This is a genomic window from Alistipes sp. (assembly GCF_020026455.1).
Classification (GTDB): Bacteria; Bacteroidota; Bacteroidia; order Bacteroidales; family Rikenellaceae; genus Alistipes.
On the sequence record NZ_JAHHQJ010000014.1, the window covers coordinates 18,532 to 32,517 of the forward strand.

General features: G+C 62.3%; 11 protein-coding genes and 2 pseudogenes. 8 read left to right on the top strand and 5 right to left on the bottom strand.

Features of this window, described 5'->3' with window-relative positions:
- The 4 genes and pseudogenes from QZ460_RS08335 to obgE all read left to right on the top strand — a co-directional run bounded on the left by QZ460_RS08335 (position 1) and on the right by obgE (position 5,659).
- Positions 1–2,058 (top strand): TonB-dependent receptor, encoded by a 2,058-nt coding sequence (locus tag QZ460_RS08335; protein WP_290541117.1) that lies wholly within the window; start codon positions 1–3, stop codon positions 2,056–2,058.
- 90 nt (positions 2,059–2,148) lie between these two features.
- Positions 2,149–3,255: an alanine dehydrogenase gene (gene ald, locus QZ460_RS08340; protein WP_290541118.1), complete on the top strand. Its 1,107-nt coding sequence runs from the start codon at positions 2,149–2,151 to the stop codon at positions 3,253–3,255.
- Between the two features lie 232 nt (positions 3,256–3,487).
- A pseudogene (locus tag QZ460_RS08345) lies at positions 3,488–4,407 on the top strand (2-isopropylmalate synthase); the annotation flags it as partial.
- Positions 4,408–4,645: 238 nt separating this feature from the next.
- Positions 4,646–5,659, top strand: coding sequence for a GTPase ObgE (gene obgE / locus QZ460_RS08350; RefSeq protein WP_290541119.1), 1,014 nt, complete (start codon positions 4,646–4,648; stop codon positions 5,657–5,659).
- A gap of 51 nt (positions 5,660–5,710) precedes the next feature.
- Here the strand turns inward: obgE and QZ460_RS08355 are convergent.
- The 3 genes and pseudogenes from QZ460_RS08355 to serB all read right to left on the bottom strand — a co-directional run bounded on the left by QZ460_RS08355 (position 5,711) and on the right by serB (position 8,754).
- Positions 5,711–6,523, bottom strand: a pseudogene (locus QZ460_RS08355) (DUF5689 domain-containing protein).
- Positions 6,501–7,277, bottom strand: coding sequence for a DUF5689 domain-containing protein (locus QZ460_RS08360; RefSeq protein ID WP_290541120.1), 777 nt, complete (start codon positions 7,275–7,277; stop codon positions 6,501–6,503). Before QZ460_RS08360 ends, QZ460_RS08355 begins: the two are co-directional and overlap by 23 nt.
- A gap of 256 nt (positions 7,278–7,533) precedes the next feature.
- Complete coding sequence (gene serB, locus QZ460_RS08365) at positions 7,534–8,754, bottom strand: phosphoserine phosphatase SerB (RefSeq protein ID WP_290541121.1); 1,221 nt, start codon at positions 8,752–8,754, stop codon at positions 7,534–7,536.
- A gap of 116 nt (positions 8,755–8,870) precedes the next feature.
- On the opposite strand from serB, the gene QZ460_RS08370 reads away from it, so the two are divergent.
- The 4 genes from QZ460_RS08370 to QZ460_RS08385 all read left to right on the top strand — a co-directional run bounded on the left by QZ460_RS08370 (position 8,871) and on the right by QZ460_RS08385 (position 11,195).
- Positions 8,871–9,782, top strand: coding sequence for a mechanosensitive ion channel family protein (locus tag QZ460_RS08370; RefSeq protein WP_290541122.1), 912 nt, complete (start codon positions 8,871–8,873; stop codon positions 9,780–9,782).
- Positions 9,783–9,785: 3 nt separating this feature from the next.
- A complete protein-coding gene (locus QZ460_RS08375; protein ID WP_290541123.1) occupies positions 9,786–10,238 on the top strand; it encodes a hypothetical protein in 453 nt (150 codons plus the stop codon).
- A complete protein-coding gene (locus QZ460_RS08380; protein ID WP_290541124.1) occupies positions 10,229–10,633 on the top strand; it encodes a DUF5606 domain-containing protein in 405 nt (134 codons plus the stop codon). The genes QZ460_RS08375 and QZ460_RS08380 overlap by 10 nt, the downstream gene beginning before the upstream one ends.
- 73 nt (positions 10,634–10,706) lie before the next feature.
- Complete coding sequence (locus QZ460_RS08385) at positions 10,707–11,195, top strand: methylglyoxal synthase (protein ID WP_290541125.1); 489 nt, start codon at positions 10,707–10,709, stop codon at positions 11,193–11,195.
- 441 nt (positions 11,196–11,636) lie between these two features.
- Here the strand turns inward: QZ460_RS08385 and dusB are convergent, their stop codons facing one another.
- Together dusB and QZ460_RS08395 are read right to left on the bottom strand one after the other, a co-directional pair.
- Complete coding sequence (gene dusB, locus QZ460_RS08390) at positions 11,637–12,659, bottom strand: tRNA dihydrouridine synthase DusB (RefSeq protein ID WP_290541126.1); 1,023 nt, start codon at positions 12,657–12,659, stop codon at positions 11,637–11,639.
- A complete protein-coding gene (locus QZ460_RS08395) occupies positions 12,656–13,927 on the bottom strand; it encodes a hemolysin family protein (protein ID WP_290541127.1) in 1,272 nt (423 codons plus the stop codon). Before QZ460_RS08395 ends, dusB begins: the two co-directional genes overlap by 4 nt.
- Positions 13,928–13,986: the final 59 nt, after the last annotated feature.

Consider the following 13,986-nt stretch of genomic DNA (forward strand, 5'->3'; position numbering starts at 1 on the left):
ATGCGGGACTTGCCGCGGTTCCCGGAGGGGGAGCCTCTGCAACCTTTCCTGGCCTCGGCAGGCTTTGCCGACCGCAATTACCTCGTGAGGGCAAAGGCCGCCGCCTCGGTGTCTCCGGGCAATGGCTGGCTCGTCTCGGCGGCGCTCGACGCCCGCACCGGCCGCGACCGACACGTCGAAGGGGTCTTCACCAATGCCCTGACCGCCGGACTGCGCCTCGCCAAACGTTTCGGCGAGGGACACGAACTCTCCGTACTGTGTGTCGTGACACCCTCGGTGCGGGGCACGCGCCTCTCCTCTTCGGAAGAGGCCTTCAGGCTCACGGGCGACCGCCTCTACAACCCGGCGTGGGGCTGGCAGGACGGCCGGGTGCGCAACTCCCGCGTGCGGCGCGAGACGGTTCCGCTGACCCTGGTGGCCTATTCCGTGCCGCTGTCGGCTTCGACCTCGCTCGCCGCCACGCTTGCCGCCGAGACGGGTGTCGCGAAGTACAGCATGCTCGACTGGTACGACGCCCGCACGCCGATGCCCGACAATTACCGCTACCTGCCGAGCCATACGGGCGACGGGGCGACCGAACAGGCTTGGCTCTCGGGCGATCCGCGCCATACGCAGATCGACTGGGACGAACTGATCCGACAGAACCGCATGGCGGGCGGACATGCGGTCTATGCGTTGGAGGACCGCGTCGAACGGCTCTGCAACCTGGCCTTCGACGCGTCGCTGGCCACCGATCTCGACTCCCGGCTGACGCTTCGCTACGGGGTTTCGCTCCGCCGCGAAAACAACCGTTTCTACAAACAGATGCGCGACCTGCTGGGCGCCGGATATGTCGTGGACATCGACCGCTTCCTGATCGACGACGACACGTACAGCAACAGGCTCCAGAACGATCTGCGGCATCCCGGACGGAGGGTCGGCGAAAGCGACCGCTTTGGCTACGATTATGCGCTGACGCTGCGCGGGGCGGTGCTCCGCCTGCAGGCCGACTACCGCTCCGACCGTTTCCGGGCCGATCTTCCGGTCGAGCTGGGGAGCGATGCCGTCCGCCGCCGGGGCTACTATGAGAAGGAACTTTTTCCCGGCCCACGGTCCTTCGGTCCTTCGCGGACCCTGCGGTTCACGCCCTACGCGCTCAAGGCCGTTGCGGGCTGGGTCTTCTCCCCGCGGCGCTATATCGAAATCGCCGCTGCGGCCGCCGCCCGCACACCTCGGGCCGAGGATCTTTTCTTTCAGCCGCTCTATAACAACCGTGCGGTCGACAACCCCGTTCCCGAACGCCTCTACGCCGCCGAACTCAACTGCCGCCTGACGGGCCCCGTCCTCGATTTCCAGGCATCGTTCTTCGCCGTCATGACGCTCGACGGCATCGAGACACGGGCCTATTACGACGATATGGCCTCGGTCTACTGCGACATGGCCGTGACGGGCGTCGGGCGCATGTCGTGCGGCGTGGAGGCGGCCGCCGACCTCCGGCTGTCCTACCGCTGGCGGCTGTCGCTGGCGGCTTCGGCCGGGCGCTACAAATACATCCGCGATCCGCGTGTCACGGTGCTCTCCGACGTGGATAACTCGGCCGTCGACATGCAGGCCGTCAGCCGCATGGGCTGCTGTGCTATGGGCGGCTCCCCGCAGCTGACGGCTCTGGCTGAAATCTCCTGGTTCGGTCCGCAGGGGTGGGGATGCCGCGCTTCGGCCGGATATGCCGGATGGCGCCATGTCGAGCCGATGCCCCTGCGGCGCACCGACCGCCTTGCGGGTCAGGGCGGCATCACGCGGGAGTTCTTCGATGCCTTCACCCGTCAGGAGCGGCTTCCGGACGCCTTCACGCTCGATGCCTCGCTGTTCAAGACGTTCCGCTTCGAACGTTCGCGGCTCACCGCCTCGCTTATGCTGCGCAACCTGACGGGCGAAACCGATACGATCCATGACGGCTATGAGTCGCTGCGCGTGCGCCGCATCCGCCCGGGCGACGACGTGCTCTATGCACCCCACGCCTCGCGCTATACCTATGCGTGGCCCCGTTCGTTCTATCTCACAGTCTCTTACCGATTCTGACCCGCACCGGAAAAAACGACCGCATTTTTTTGGATTTCCGCGTTAAATTCGTATTTTGGAGGGGTAAAAACCTTAAAAACGTTCAGATCCATGATTGTCGGTATTCCAAAAGAGATCAAGAACAACGAGAATCGCGTTGCTCTTACCCCCGCAGGAGCCCGGGAGCTTGTCAAACGGGGCCACAAAGTTTATGTGCAGGCTACGGCCGGTGTGAACAGCGGATTTGCCGATGATGCCTACACGGCCGCCGGGGCGGAGCTGCTTCCCTCGATCGAGGAGGTCTACGCCCGGGCGGAGATGATCGTCAAGGTCAAGGAACCGGTGGCTCCCGAGTATCGGCTCGTGCGCAGGGACCAGCTTGTTTTCACCTTCTTCCATTTTGCCAGCAGCGAACCCCTCACCCGGGCGATGGTCGACAGCGGGGCGGTTTGCTGTGCCTATGAGACCGTCGAGTGCGCCGACCGTTCGCTGCCGCTGCTGATCCCGATGTCGGAGGTCGCGGGGCGCATGGCCGCTCAGGAGGGGCGCTATTTCCTCGAAAAGCCGCGCGGCGGCAAGGGGGTGCTTCTGGGCGGAGTCCCGGGTGTGAAGCCGGCCCGGGTTTTCATCATCGGTGCGGGCGTTGTCGGCACGGCTGCGGCGCGTACGGCTGCCGGAACGGGTGCCGACGTGACGATCTGCGACATTTCGCTGCAGCGGCTGACCTACCTGGCCGACGTGATGCCCCGCAACGTCAAGACGCTGATGTCGTCCGAATACAACATCCGCGAGGAGCTGAAGCACGCCGACCTAGTGGTCGGCTCGGTGCTGATTCCGGGAGCCAAGGCCCCGAAACTCGTCACGCGCGACATGCTCCGGGAGATGGAGCCGGGTACGGTGATGGTCGACGTGGCCATCGACCAAGGCGGCTGTTTCGAGACTTCGCGCCCCACCACGCACGAGAATCCGGTCTATTATGTCGACAACATCCTGCACTACTGCGTAGCCAACATTCCGGGAGCCGTGCCCCGCACCTCGACCCTTGCACTCACCAACGCGACGCTTCCCTACGTCATCCAGCTTGCCGACAAGGGCTGGCGCCGCGCCGCGCAGGAGAATCCCGAACTGGCGCTGGGACTGAACATCGTCGGCGGCAGGGTGGTCTGCCAACCCGTGGCCGAAGCCTGGGGCCTGCCCTATGAACCGTTGGAGCTCTAAGCGGCCGGGGCGTCTGATCGGCAGACGATGCGGCCTGTCGTCCTGTTTTGCGGCGGCCTTCCTGTCCATCCGGGGCGGGGAGGCCGCCGGTGTGTATCCATCCGCCTTTTCGGACGATTTGTTTTTGAAATTATTGAATAATTCATATATTTGCAAGAGCATAAACAGGTTACATAATTCATTTTGATTCCATTCCGACCGGAAATCACCGTCGGAAGCGTCGGATTTTCAAGCCCTGCTGTTGTTGGAGGACCTGCACGTCAGCCGCATCGAGATTGCCTCGGCCCGGGTCTCGCAGGGCGAAGAGCAGGCCGTGCGCGCCATTGCCGAGTGGGCTGCGGCCAAGGGCTATGCCGACCGTGTGGAGGCGCTGGGCTTCATCGACGGCGGGGTCTCGCTCGACTGGCTCGGAGCTGCCGGATGCCGCGTGGTCAACCTGCTGGCCAAAGGATCGCGGAAGCATTGCGAGGAGCAGCTGGGCTACGCACCCGAACGCCATCTGGCTGATGTGCGCGCCGAGACCCTTGCGTCTGTCGACCGCGGGATGGCTTTGAGGACTGGTCCAACGGCATGCGCCATTCGCCCGACTATGTCTACGCGATGCTCGACGGATTGGCCGACGCTCCCGTCAGCCGATTTATGTGCCCCGATACGCTGGGAGTTCTCGACCCCTACGATACCGAACGTTTCTGCCGCGACCTTGTGACGCGCTATCCGTCGCTGCGTTTCGATTTCCACGCCCACAACAACTACGACCTGGCCGTGGCCAACACCGCCGCCGCCGTGCGGGCGGGCTTTCAGGGGGTCCACGTCACCGTGAACGGGCTGGGTGAGCGGGCCGGCAACGCGCCGCTGTCGAGCACGGTGGCCGAGCTGCACGACTGTCTGGGCCGTACGACGGGGGTCGACGAGACGAAGATCAACCGCGTCAGCCGCACGGTCGAGGGCTATACGGGCATCCGCATCCCTGCCAACCGCCCGATCGTCGGTGCGAGCGTCTTCACACAGTGTGCGGGCATCCATGCCGACGGCGACAGCAAGAACAACCTCTACTGCAACGAACTGCTCCCCGAGCGTTTCGGGCGTGTCCGCGAATATGCCCTGGGCAAAACCTCGGGCAAGGCCAATATCCTGAAAAATCTCGAAGCGCTCCGCACGATCACCGGGGTGAGGGACTGCGCCGTTTCGCCGATTTGACCCCGTAATTCCGTCTTGCCGACCGACCGTTTTTTCGCGGTCTGCTTTTTTTGTACTATCTTTGTTGCCCCGTTCGGGCTGTATAGCGGCAAAGTCCTTCCTCGCACGGAAGGGCTCTGGGGGCGTGGGGCCGACTTGTGGCCGACGCCGACGGCGGCACGGGCGATTGACAGCACCAAAACGAAGGACAAATATGGCAGGATCCAATTTTGTAGATTACGTAAAGATATTCGCCCGTTCGGGGCACGGCGGCGGCGGCTCGACGCATTTTCGCCGCGAGAAATTCGTAGCCTTCGGCGGTCCCGACGGCGGTGACGGCGGCAAGGGCGGCAGCATCGTCCTGCAGGGCGACAGGCAGTACTGGACGCTCATCCACCTCAAATACCAGCGCCACCAGTTTGCCGAGGACGGCGAACACGGCTCCGGGGCGCGTTCCTCGGGCAAGGATGCCCGCGACATCGTGATCCCGGTTCCGCTGGGCACGGTCGCCAAGCGTGTCATCGAGAACGAGGACGGAACCACGACCACCGAAACGGTGGGCGAGGTGACTGCCGACGGCGAGCGGCTCGTGCTGCTCCGTGGCGGCCGTGGCGGTCTGGGCAACTGGCATTTCAAGAGCGCCACCAACCAGACGCCGCGCTATGCCCAGCCGGGCGAGGATGGTGAGGAAGGGACGTTCATCCTCGAACTGAAGGTACTGGCCGACGTGGGGCTGGTGGGCTTCCCCAATGCGGGCAAGTCTACGCTGCTCTCGGTGGTTTCGGCCGCGAAGCCCAAGATCGCCGACTATGCCTTCACGACGCTGGAGCCGAACCTCGGTATCGTCGAGGTCCGCGACCACAAGTCGTTCGTCATGGCCGACATCCCGGGCATCATCGAGGGGGCGCACGAGGGGCGCGGTCTGGGAACCCGTTTTCTGCGCCATATCGAGCGCAATTCGGTGCTGTTGTTCATGATCCCTGCCGACAGCGACGACATCCGCCGCGACTACGACGTCCTGCTGGGCGAACTGACGCAATATAATCCCGAACTGCTGGACAAGGAGCGCCTGCTGGCCGTCACCAAGTGCGACATGCTCGACGAGGATCTGATTGTCGAGATGCGGAGCCACCTGCCCGAAGGCGTTCCTTCGGTCTTCATCTCGTCGGTTTCGGGTCTGAACATCCCGCGGCTCAAGGATATGCTGTGGGAGGCGTTGCAGCGCTGATTCCCGGCCTTTCCGGTGGCGGAGATCTGGCCGGCGGGGGACGATGCCCTCTCAATGCCCTGCCTCGCTGCGAAACTCCGCTTCGCGGTTGGTGACGCGCAGGGTGTATTTTCCGGCGAAATAGTCGATGATTCCATACAAGGAGCCTGTGCCCTGCGGCAGAGGCTCCTTTGCGTAGACGCAGGTCGCGGCGGTCCGCACGGTGAAGGTCCGGCCCCGCGTGTCGACGATCTCACGCTCGGTGGCGACGATACGGCCCGTCTCCGGGTCGGTGTCGCACCAGCTTTTCCCGGCATCGACAAAACGCACGTCGTCGAAACGCACGCGTGTGTCGATGTGCCGGGCCGAGACGGCGTCGAACGTCAGGAGCTATGCGGCGGGCGTCTCGCCTCCGGAGGGTTCGGTGCGGATGTAGCGCGCGAGTTCTTCGCGCGGAATGCACCCTGCGCCGTTGTCGCCGGGAGTCGTCCCCAGACGGATTTTTCCGCCGTAGTCGCATAGCGTCAGCCCGTTGCAGCGGACATTCGCCACGATCCCGAACGGAAAGAGATCCGCCAGCGGAGCTCCTTCCGCGGCGATCGCAATGCCGCCCGAGGTATCTTCGACAACGATTGTTCTGTAAAATTCGCCGTAGAGGTCGTTGGCCGTGACAAATCCGCGAATGGTGATCTCCTGCGTTATTGCAACGCTGCTTTTCCCGTCGCAGAGCGATTTGAGATAGGCTACCGAATGCTGCGACTCCGGGGGACAGACCGTGAATTGGGGTTCTGTGGCCCGGTCGCATCCGGCCGATAGCGCCAGCAGTACCGACAGTACCAGCCGTGCCGGCCGTGTCGGCGGACTAATGCGTGCAGTCGTTTTCATCGCGCAGTTTGAGGATGTAACGCCCGTCGCCTGCGGCGTCGTACTGGAGGATTCCCGTCAGCGAGACCGTGCCGACAGGCACTTCGGCGTCGGCGAAACGGGCATATCGGCGGACATAGGTATAGACGGTGTTGCCGTCGGCATCGGTGAAGCGCTTGTAGCCGGCCCATGTCGGTTCCGAAAGGTCTTCGGGCGTATAGCGCACCTCGTCGATGCGGACGAGCGTGCCGCAGCGGCTTTCCGAGAGTGCCGGAATGGCAAGCGGGGCGGGGAAGGGCGCTGCCAGAGTTTCGCCGCAGCGTACCAGCACGGCGCCGAGTGCCGCCCGGGAGCCGATGTAGTCCGTTGCATAGCCGCTTCCGGCGGCGGGCGGACGTTCCGCCTGCAACACTCCGCGACTTTGGGCGATGGTGAGTCCCCGAAGCGACAGCGTCACGCGGCTCCCCAGGGGGAAGTCGTTGTGCAGATGGTCGATACCCGCCATCACTTCAACCCCCGCTTCAGCATCGCAGATGCAGAGCGTACGGTAGAAATTCTCCGCGCGGTCGCAACTCGCAACCCGCCCCGTGACGACAATGTCGCCCGTGACGGTGAAGGGCGTGCCCGCATAGCGGTCGCGCAGTGCGGCGATGGTCTCCGTTGCGGGTTTTTCGTGGTCCTGATCGTCCGGTTTGCCGAATGAGGAGTCGTAACACCCGGCCAGCAGAAGCGAGGCGATGGCGCCGAAGAGAGGTATGGAACGGATGTGAAGCATATTTTTACGCAATGGAGGTGAGGTTTGCAGGGGCCCCGGCCGGTCCGCTCGCGGGGACCCTTTCCGGGTTGCTGTCCGACCGATGTCCGGCCCGGTCTTCGGGTTGCTGTCCGGCCCGGCCTCCTAGTCTCCGGTTTGCTGTCCGACCGATGCCCGGCCCGGCCTCCCGGCCCGATGAACGATGCCGGCGGAGGCGGTAGCGATCGGCCGTATCCCGCGGCGGCCGATCGTGCGGGATTGCATCCGGCAACGCTTGTTATTCGATGCGCGAATCCTTCAGTCCCAGGAAGTAGAGGATTCCGTCCAGCCCGATGGTCGAGATCGACTGCCGGGCCGTGGCCTTGACCTTGGGTTTGGCGTGGAAGGCGATGCCCAGACCCGCGAGGTTGAGCATCGGCAGGTCGTTGGCTCCGTCGCCGACGGCCACCGACTGGGCGATGTTGATCGACTCGAACTGACACAGCAGCCGCAGCAGTTCGGCCTTGCGGCGCCCGTCGACCACCTCGCCGACATAGCGTCCCGTGAGGCGTCCGTCCTCGATCTCCAGCTCGTTGGCATAGACATAGTCGAAGCCGTACTTCTGCCGGAGGTAGTTGCCGAAATAGGTGAATCCGCCGGAGAGGATCGCCGTTTTGTACCCTACGCGTTTGAGGATGGTCATCATGCGTTCCAGCCCCTCGGTGATCGGCAGGCTGCGGGCGATCTCCTCCATGACCGAGACGTCCAGTCCCTTGAGCAGCGCGACCCTCTGTGAAAAACTCTCGCGGAAATCGATCTCGCCGCGCATGGCGCTGGCCGTGATTTCGCGCACCTTGTCGCCGACGCCCGCGCGCTCGGCCAATTCGTCGATCACCTCGGTCTCGATCAGCGTCGAGTCCATGTCGAAGCAGATCAGGCGGCGGCTGCGGCGGTAGATGTCGTCCTTCTGGAACGAGACGTCGAGTCCGATCTCCGAGAGGTTCATGAATCCCTCCTGCATCGTGCTGCGCTCCTGGTCGGTGAGCGATCCGCGCACCGAGAGCTCGATACACGACTTGGCCGCGCGGTCGTCCTTGCAGAGGGGCATGCGTCCCGTGAGGCGCTTGATGGCGTCGATGTTCAGTCCGTGCTCGGCCACGACCTTCGTCACCTGGGCGATGTGTCGGGCCGTGACGGTGCGTCCCAGCAGGGTGATGATGTACCGGTTTTTGCCCTGACGGCTCACCCAGTCGTCGTATCGCTCCTCGGAGATGGGTGCGAAACGGATCATCACGCCCAGTTCCGACGCCTTGAAGAGCAGCTCCTTCATGATGTTTCCCGACTTGTCGGCCGTGGTCTTTATCAGGATGCCGAGCGTCAGCGACTGGTGGATGTTGGCCTGTCCGATGTCGAGGATGAAGGCGTCGTAGCGCGCGAGAATCTCGGTGAGCGACGAGGTCATGCCCGGTTTGTCTTCTCCCGAAATGTTTATCTGGATAATTTCAACGTTGTTCTGCATCGTCTGTCGTATAATGAATGGTGTTTTTCTTTCTCTTTCTGTAAAAAGCGCAGACAAAGTTAATAAAGTTCTCTTTTTTTTGGCTATTTTTGCCTCATAAACTTAAACACGGAGTTATGCGGATATTTTTAGCGGTCGGAGATCCGGGTCCCCTGATGGTTCCCGACAGCGTGCAGAAAGCCCATTTTGCGGAGACGGTCGAGAAACTTGCCAACATCGATTTGTATGCCCTGTTGCAGAAGATGCTCTCCGAGTCGATCTGGATTATCATTAAAATCGCCATTGCCCTGGCGATCTACTTCGTCGGGCGGTGGATCGTGCATCGTCTGCTGAAGCTGATCGACGTGGCCATGCAGCACCGCAATGTCGACATCTCGCTGCGTTCGTTCACGCGTAATACCGTCAGTGCGTTCTTCACGCTGCTGCTCATCCTGATCGTCGTCTCGACGCTGGGCGTCAACGTGACATCGCTCATTGCCGTTGCGTCGGCCGCCACGCTGGCCATCGGTATGGCATTGAGCGGCACGGCCCAGAACTTTGCCGGCGGGGTGATGATCCTGCTGATGAAACCCTATCGTATCGGCGACTACATCTCGGCGCAGGGCCAGTCGGGAACCGTGCGCGACATCAAGCTCTTCTCGACGGTGATCACCACGGTCGACAACCAGACGATCTACATCCCCAACAACACGATCGCAACAGCCATCATCGACAACTATTCCACCTCCGAGACGCGCCGTGTCGATTGGTCGGTGGGCATCTCCTACGGCGACGACGTGGATGTGGCTCGCAAGGCGATTCTTTCGATGCTGGCGGCCGATGCGCGCATTCTGACCGATCCCGCCCCGGTGGTGTGGGTCACGGCGCTAGCCGACAGTTCGGTGAACCTCACGGTCCGCGCATGGGTGAAGAACCCCGACTACTGGAACACCTTTTTCGAGCATAACGAACAATTCTACAAGGAGCTGCCCAAGGTGGGCATCAACTTCCCGTTCCCGCAGATGGACGTGCACCTGACCAAGGAGTAGGCTATGAACACGCGACTCTTCACCGTTCTTGCGGCCGTGAGCCTTGCGGCCTGCAATCCGAACCGGGGTCCCGAGTATACGACCCCGGCGGAGTTCGGCGAGGTGACCGTGCAGCCGCAGACCATCGACTCCGATTCGGAGGTCCGGGTGAAGGTCTCCGTTTCGTGCCCCTACGGGCTGCGCAACGTCTGCATCCTCTATATGCTCGACGACGACGAATCCGACGTGAGGACCGTTGCGAAGACCGAGCCGCCTGCCGGTGTTACCTCGTTCGATTACGAGGGTATCATTCCGCGGCAGAAGGCCGGCCGGAAAGTTACTTTCCGGATCCGCGCCATCACGGCATACAACGTAGCCTCCTATACGCAGCTTCAGGAATACAGGGTCCCTGATGGCGTGGGAGGACAAATTCGAACAACCCATTTAAACAAAGAGATAGCAATTTTATGGAACTGAAAGAGATTCTGGCCATTTCGGGCCAGCCCGGACTTTATAAATTCGTGGCGCAGTCCGTGCGCGGAGTGATCGTCGAGTCGCTGCTCGACGGGCGACGCATGAATGCCTCGGCGAACGCCAAGGTGAGCGCCCTTTCGGAGATTTCGATGTTCACCGAAGGCGACGACATTGCGCTGGCCGACGTTTTCACCCGGATCTACGCCCATACGGGCGGCAAAGAGGCGATCAGCCCCAAGGAGTCGCCCGAGCAGCTGAAGGCCGCATTTGCCGAGGTGCTTCCCGAGTACGACCGCGACCGGGTGCATGTTTCGGACATCAAGAAGTGCTTCGCGTGGTACAACACGCTGGTCGGAGCGGGATTCACGGAATTCAAACTCCCGGAAGGAAACGAATAGCGAGCAGCATCCCGGCCCGTGCCGGGGTGTGACGAACCGAAAGCCGCTGCGGCTTTCATAAAGACCTGTCGTTATGGAGAAGAAAACGAAAGTGCTGGCACTGGTTGCCCACGACAACATGAAACGCGACCTGGCAGAGTGGGTCGACTGGAACAGCCGCAAGTTGAGCCGTCACCACTTGGTGTGTACGGGTACGACCGGCAAGATGGTCGAGAAGACCCTGCGCGACCACCGGGAGGAGCATGAGGAGTATGCCGGGGAACAGCCCGAGCTGAAAATCACGCTGCTCAAGTCGGGCCCGCTGGGCGGCGACCAGCAGCTGGGGTCGCTCATCGCCGACGGAAAGATCAATGCGCTGATTTTCTTTTGGGACCCGATGTCGGCCCAGCCGCACGATGTCGATGTGAAGGCGCTGCTGCGCCTGGCGACGCTTTACAACGTTCCGACGGCCATCAACCGATCGTCGGCCGATTTCCTGATCTCCTCGCCGCTGTTCGAGGACGACAGCTACAAACCCGTCGTGAAGGATTACAAGGCCTATGTCGAGCGGGTGCTGAAATAGACGATGAATTGCAAAAGGGCCCGGGTGTGACGTTTACACCCGGGCCTTTTGTGTTCTTGAAGTGCTCCCGGGAAACCGGGCTTCTTGCGGCGCGCTTGCCTCCTCCCGGCTCGCTTGTCCGGTTTTTTCGTGACATTCCGCCTCGGACGGGAGACCCCACCTTGAATGTAACATTCCGGCTCGGACGCAACACCCCGCTTCAAACGTAACATTCCGCCTCGGGCGTAAACCCTCGGCTTCTCCGTAGGCCCCCTCCGCAGAACCTTTCCGGCAAAGGCCGCCTCTGGGAGGTTCGCCGGGCCGAATCCGCCGATAGGGTAGTGTCCCCCGGACCGATGGGCGAGGTCCGAATTTGCATGCTCTGCGCCGCTGCGGACAGGTCGCCGCGCTGCGATTCCGATGGGGGAATGCGGCCCTGCACGCTCCCTGCTTCCCCGTTTTTTACAGGTTGTGCGACAGCGGTGCGGGAACCGCTCCGCTCAGATCGTAGTCGCCCCAGCGGCAGGCGATCTCGTCGAGTGTGGCGAACAGCTCGGCGGTGTCGAGCGACGTCACGAGTTTCAGCCGCGTGGCCTTGAAGTCGGGCAGCCCCTTGAAATAGTTGGTCATGTGACGCCTCATTTCGAGGATTCCGACATGGTCGCCCTTGATTTCGAGTGACTTCTGCAAATGTTCCTTCGCGATGGCCACGCGCTCGACGACCGACGGCTGCGGCAGTTCTTCGCCCGTGGTGAGGAAGTGCTTCACTTCGCGGAAGATCCACGGACGTCCGTAGGTGGCGCGGCCGATCATTATGCCGTCCACACCGTAGCGGTCGAACATCTCCCGGGCCCTGGGCCCCGAGTCGACGTCGCCGTTGCCGATGATCGGAATGTGGATCTGCGGATTGTTCTTCACCTTGCCGATCAGCGTCCAGTCGGCTTCGCCGCGGTACATCTGGGCCCGCGTGCGGCCGTGAATGGTCAGCGCGGCGATTCCCACATCCTGCAGGCGCAGGGCTATTTCCTCGATGTTTTTCGACTCCTCGTCCCATCCGAGGCGGGTTTTCACCGTCACGGGTTTCTTCACGGCCTCGACGATCCGGCGGGTCATCTCGACCATCAGCGGCACGTCGCGCATCATCCCCGATCCGGCTCCGCGTCCGGCGATCTTCTTCACCGGGCAGCCGAAATTGATGTCGATCACATCGGGATCGGCCGCCTCGGCCATGCGTGCCGCCTCGACCATCGGGTCGATCAGGTGGCCGTAGAGCTGAATGCCCACGGGACGTTCGGCCTCGCCGATTTCGAGTTTCTTGAGCGATTTCGCCGCGTCGCGGATCAGTCCGTCCGACGAGATGAACTCGGTGTAGACCATGTCGGCACCGAAGCGTTTGCACATGTAGCGGAACGACGGATCGGTGACATCCTCCATCGGAGCGAGCAGCAGGGCCTGTTCGCCCAGTTCTATGTTTGCGATTTTCATGACTGTTGTTTCTGGTTGACGAGGATTTTGTCGATGCGCGCTCCGTCCATGTCCGCGATTTCGAGCGTGAGACCGTTCCATTCCAGTTTCTCGCCCGTGGCGGGAATGTGGCCCAGCTGGTCGAGGATCAGCCCGCTGACGGTGTTGTAGGTGTTGCAGGGTAGGGAGTTCTCCAGCCCGAAGCAGTCGAGGAAGTCGTAGAAAGGACATTGGCCGTCGACCAGACAGCTGCCGTCCTCGCGCCGGACGATGTCCGGTTCCTCGCGCGGATCGGGCAGCTCGCCGACCAGGGCTTCGAAAATGTCGCGCAGGGTGATGATGCCGCGCGTCACGCCGAATTCGTCGCAGATGATGCCGTAGTCCAGCTGTTCGGTGCGCAGCTGCTCGAGGGCGTTGTAAACCTCAAACCCTTCGTGGAAGAATTTCGCCGGACCGATCAGCCCGTGCAGGTCGAATTCCTCGTCGCCCAGGTGCAGAAACAGGTCCTTGAGATAGACCACGCCCAGCAGTTTGTCGAGATTGCCCAGACCGACGGGATAGCAGTTGTGGGGAGCGCGGGCCACCGTTTCGCGGATCTGCTCCGCGGACGCCGCCGCATCGATCCATGCCAGTTCGCTGCGGTGGGTCATGATCGACTCCACCGTGCGGTCGCCCAGCGAGAAGACGCGGTCCATGATCTGGCGTTCGACCGCCTGCACCTCGCCGTCCTCGGCCCCTTCCTGAATGATCGAGCGTATTTCCGCCTCGGTGACCTTGCTTTCGGCCTGTTGCAGCCCCAGCAGTCGGGTGATGCCCGCCGTGCTTCTGGAGAGCAGCCACACGAAGGGCGACGTCATGATTGAGAGCAGCCGCATGGGCTGTGCGACGATTTTTGCGGCCCGCTCGGCGGCGTTCATGCCGATGCGCTTGGGGACCAGTTCGCCGAAGATGATCGTGAGGTAGGTGACCACGATGACGATCGAGATCTGCGCCGTGACGGTCGCCGTGCGCAGCGGAATGCCCAGACGGGCCAGCTCCCCGCCGAATTTTGCGGCCAGCGTGTCGCCGGAGTAAATACCCGTGAGAATGCCGATCAGGGTGATGCCGATCTGCACGGTTGATAGAAACCGGTCGGGGTCTTTGGCCAGTTTCAGGGCCTGTCGGGCGCCCGCACTGCCTTGTCGGGCCTGCAGCTCCAGATTCGAGCGCCGGGCCGAAATGAGTGCGATCTCCGACATGGCAAACAGCCCGTTGAGCAGGATCAGCAGCAGAATGACGAGAATTTCCATGGAGTGTCTTGTCGGTTTGTGTCGCAAAGATAATGGATGTCGGGCTAAAACCAAAGAAT

Bases quoted from the DNA above. Each gene is read 5' to 3' on its own strand.
- QZ460_RS08335 (WP_290541117.1), top strand. From the start codon at position 1: ATGCGGGACTTGCCGCGGTTCCCGGAGGGGGAGCCTCTGCAACCTTTC.
- ald (WP_290541118.1), top strand. From the start codon at position 2,149: ATGATTGTCGGTATTCCAAAAGAGATCAAGAACAACGAGAATCGCGTT.
- obgE (WP_290541119.1), top strand. From the start codon at position 4,646: ATGGCAGGATCCAATTTTGTAGATTACGTAAAGATATTCGCCCGTTCG.
- QZ460_RS08360 (WP_290541120.1), bottom strand. From the start codon at position 7,277: ATGCTTCACATCCGTTCCATACCTCTCTTCGGCGCCATCGCCTCGCTT.
- serB (WP_290541121.1), bottom strand. From the start codon at position 8,754: ATGCAGAACAACGTTGAAATTATCCAGATAAACATTTCGGGAGAAGAC.
- QZ460_RS08370 (WP_290541122.1), top strand. From the start codon at position 8,871: ATGCGGATATTTTTAGCGGTCGGAGATCCGGGTCCCCTGATGGTTCCC.
- QZ460_RS08375 (WP_290541123.1), top strand. From the start codon at position 9,786: ATGAACACGCGACTCTTCACCGTTCTTGCGGCCGTGAGCCTTGCGGCC.
- QZ460_RS08380 (WP_290541124.1), top strand. From the start codon at position 10,229: ATGGAACTGAAAGAGATTCTGGCCATTTCGGGCCAGCCCGGACTTTAT.
- QZ460_RS08385 (WP_290541125.1), top strand. From the start codon at position 10,707: ATGGAGAAGAAAACGAAAGTGCTGGCACTGGTTGCCCACGACAACATG.
- dusB (WP_290541126.1), bottom strand. From the start codon at position 12,659: ATGAAAATCGCAAACATAGAACTGGGCGAACAGGCCCTGCTGCTCGCT.
- QZ460_RS08395 (WP_290541127.1), bottom strand. From the start codon at position 13,927: ATGGAAATTCTCGTCATTCTGCTGCTGATCCTGCTCAACGGGCTGTTT.